Source organism: Nitrospirota bacterium (assembly GCA_016212215.1).
GTDB lineage: Bacteria > Nitrospirota > 9FT-COMBO-42-15 > HDB-SIOI813 > HDB-SIOI813 > JACRGV01.
Genome location: JACRGV010000019.1, coordinates 1 through 3016, shown reverse-complemented (window position 1 = coordinate 3016; position 3016 = coordinate 1). Strand labels below are relative to the sequence as shown.

Sequence of the window (3016 nt, the reverse complement as noted above, 5' to 3'; positions counted from 1 at the left end):
TAACCCCCTCCCGTCAAGGGAGGGGGAATCTTCGGCAATCTTTCATATCTCCCCTCCCCTTGCGGGAGGGGACTAAGGGGAGGGGGCCTCATTTTCATTATCCTTTGTGAGCCGAAGGCTCATGAGGGTTCATCCGAAAATCTCCTCCGGCGGGGTAAGAAAACCCCGCCTATCCATGTGTAAATTTGGGGGAACCCGCCTATCCATGCTTAACTTGAGGATAGGCGGGACTTTCTTGTCCCGCTGATTTTCATGGCCCTTTGTGAGCCATTCGTTCATAGTCGTTTCACTGCTGCATCTTATTCTTCTGCTGTTCTTTCGGCACGTACCATTTGGGAAGGTTGTAGCCTATACCGATTGGGGCCGGTTCTATGCCGTGGAATCTTGAGCTAATGATGGGCAGTGCATCCGGCACATAGAGGAATATGTATGGGAGTTCATCCGCGAGTATATCCTGTATCCTGAAATATATCTTTTTACGCTCATTAATATCAAATGTCCTGCGGCCCTTTTCCAACAGCTCATCTACTTCAGGGTTTGCATAGTTTACAAAATTAAATTCCTTTTCCTTTGTCTTGCTTGAATGCCATATATCATACTGGTCAGGGTCAAGGCCGATACTCCAGCCAAGTACAACGGCCTCAAATCTCCTCTTGTCAATAAACTCATTTATAAAAGTAGACCACTCAAGCGCCCTGATATTTACCTTGATACCAAGTTTTCCGAGCCTGTATTGAATTATTGTGGATGTCTTCATCCTCAGTGTATTCCCCATGTTGGTGAGGACGGTAAATTCAAACTGCCTCCCATCTTTATCCAACAGACCATCTCCGTTAGTATCCTTCCATCCTGCCTCTGCAAGCAATTCCTTTGCCTTCTCAGGGCTGTATTCATATTTCTTAACATCAGGATTATACGGCCACGTATTCGGTACATACGGTCCTGTGGCAGGTTTTCCAAGCCCGAAAAGGACACCACCGACCAGTTCTTCTTTGTCAATGGCATAAGCTATAGCCTGACGTACCTTCTTGTCGCCGAACATCGGGTGAAAGGCTACACACTTTCCATCCTTGTCCTTCTTGAGGCACAGGTTGAACCCCATGTAGGTATATGCAAATACGGGGTACTTGTATTTGTTGAAGTTATTCCTGAAGTATGGGGTCTCTGTCTGACGCTGATATTGAGTAGGGGTTATGCCCATCCAGTCAATGCCGCCTGCCTGCAATTCAAGAAACATCGTAGACTGGTCAGGGATTATGCGGTAAACATATCTGTCAATGTAAGGTCTCCCCTCAAAGTAATCCTTGTTACTCTCAAGCACAACCTCCTGCCCCGGTACCCATTTAACGAGTTTGAACGGCCCCAGACCTATCGGGTTTCTGGTAAGGTCACTCTTTGTAATATCCTTTCCTTCAAGTAGATGCTTAGGCAGTACTGTAAGATTTCCCCAACTGCTCAGGGCAGGTGCAAAGGGTTTATCATAAGTAACACGGAAGGTGTATTTATCAATCATCTCCGCTTTCTTTACCTGTTTATAGTCTTCAGAATATGCCGTTGGTGTCTTTTCATCAATGATGGTCTTATATCCGAACATCACGTCATCTGCTGTAAATTCAACACCGTCAGTCCATTTGACCCCTTTACGCAGGTGAAAGGTTATAACAAGGCCGTCTTTTGAAATGTCCCACGATTCAGCGAGGTCTCCGATAATGCTGAGGTCTTTATCATATTTTACGAGGCCGTTAAATATAAGCCCCGCAACCTCATGAGACGCACTGTCACCTGCAAGCATTGGGATAAGAATACTTGGTTCACCAATAGTGCCTTCGATTATGCTGTCACCATAAGCAGGTATGTTATCAGTGGTAATCTGTTTGTCTGATGCGGTTTTTTCTCTTTTATTATTGCAGGATGAGAAAGAAATTATCGGAATGAGAAGAACTGTTATAATCTTAATTATCAGTTTCATTTTTAAGCATTATAAACAGGCAGAGGGTTCTTTGCAATTATATTAAAATATATTCACATGAAAATAACCCCATCCCCACCCTAACCCTCCCCTTGAAGGGGAGGGAATAAACTCACTCCCCTCTCTCTCAGGGAGGAGAGAATATTCTTTGTTCTGCTATGTGCTGCCAGCTACCTGCTTACAGCTCACTGCTTACTGGTTTATCATTTCCACTTAATCGTGCACCCTATTGCTGTTGTATCCGGATATTGTACCCCGCGGCCTGAAACTATGCTGTCCAGTGCGTCTCTTAAATCATGGCGGCTAACTGCGGCAGGATTTCCGTAGTTATCATCAATGCGACCGTGGTAACGAAGTTTTCTGTTTTTGTCAAAGGCATAAACCTCCGGTGTGTACTGAGCACCGAGGAGTTTCGGTATCTCCTGTGAGGCATCACGGAGATATGGGAAGTTGAATCCTTTCTTTGCAGACCTTATGACCATATTTTCAAAGCTGTCTTCAGAGTGGGTCATCTCATTATTTGGGTTTATCGCAGCAAGACGGACACCTTTGTTACTGTAATCCCTCTGTATATCTATCAACCTGTCTTCGTAAGCCACAACATAAGGACAGTGATTACAAGAGATAATAATTACAAGGATCTCATAATTTGAAAACGAATCCAGAGAGTATATCTTGCCGTCTACACCTTTAAGAGAAAAATCCGGCGCCTTATCTCCTAATTTGATAGCCATATCACCCCTCCTCTCTAATACACCATGATTAATTCATGGCACAGCAATAATAAACCATTAGGGAGGTAAATTACAACTTAGGGCTTTAGATTAAGATTGAGAGTTGAAAGTTAAAAGCTCAGGATGACACAACCCCACCCTCACCCAGACCCTCTCCCTGAGGGAGAGGGTGCTTAGGGTCTGTCATAAAATAACCTATACATTTATGCATCTCATCTTCCGGCCATCTTTGTGTGCTCCTCAATCGCAACCCCTCAGCGTAGATTCAACTACGCCTTCGGGTTTGCTCAATCGGTCGCACTCAAACCTGACC

At 44.6% G+C, this 3016-nt stretch carries 3 protein-coding genes; all 3 read right to left on the bottom strand.

The window, feature by feature from the left end; genetic code table 11:
- Positions 1 to 129: 129 nt before the first annotated feature.
- The 3 genes from HZA08_02170 to HZA08_02160 all read right to left on the bottom strand — a co-directional run bounded on the left by HZA08_02170 (position 130) and on the right by HZA08_02160 (position 2703).
- On the bottom strand, positions 130 to 279 hold the full coding sequence (locus tag HZA08_02170; protein ID MBI5192229.1) for a hypothetical protein: 150 nt from the start codon (positions 277 to 279) through the stop codon (positions 130 to 132).
- 7 nt (positions 280 to 286) lie between these two features.
- Positions 287 to 1969, bottom strand: a complete 1683-nt coding sequence (locus HZA08_02165) for a peptide-binding protein (GenBank protein MBI5192228.1) — start codon at positions 1967 to 1969, stop codon at positions 287 to 289.
- Positions 1970 to 2172: 203 nt separating this feature from the next.
- Positions 2173 to 2703, bottom strand: coding sequence for a thioredoxin family protein (locus tag HZA08_02160; protein ID MBI5192227.1), 531 nt, complete (start codon positions 2701 to 2703; stop codon positions 2173 to 2175).
- Positions 2704 to 3016 lie beyond the last annotated feature (313 nt).

Bases quoted from the DNA above. Each gene is read 5' to 3' on its own strand.
- HZA08_02170 (MBI5192229.1), bottom strand. From the start codon at position 279: ATGAACGAATGGCTCACAAAGGGCCATGAAAATCAGCGGGACAAGAAA.
- HZA08_02165 (MBI5192228.1), bottom strand. From the start codon at position 1,969: ATGAAACTGATAATTAAGATTATAACAGTTCTTCTCATTCCGATAATT.
- HZA08_02160 (MBI5192227.1), bottom strand. From the start codon at position 2,703: ATGGCTATCAAATTAGGAGATAAGGCGCCGGATTTTTCTCTTAAAGGT.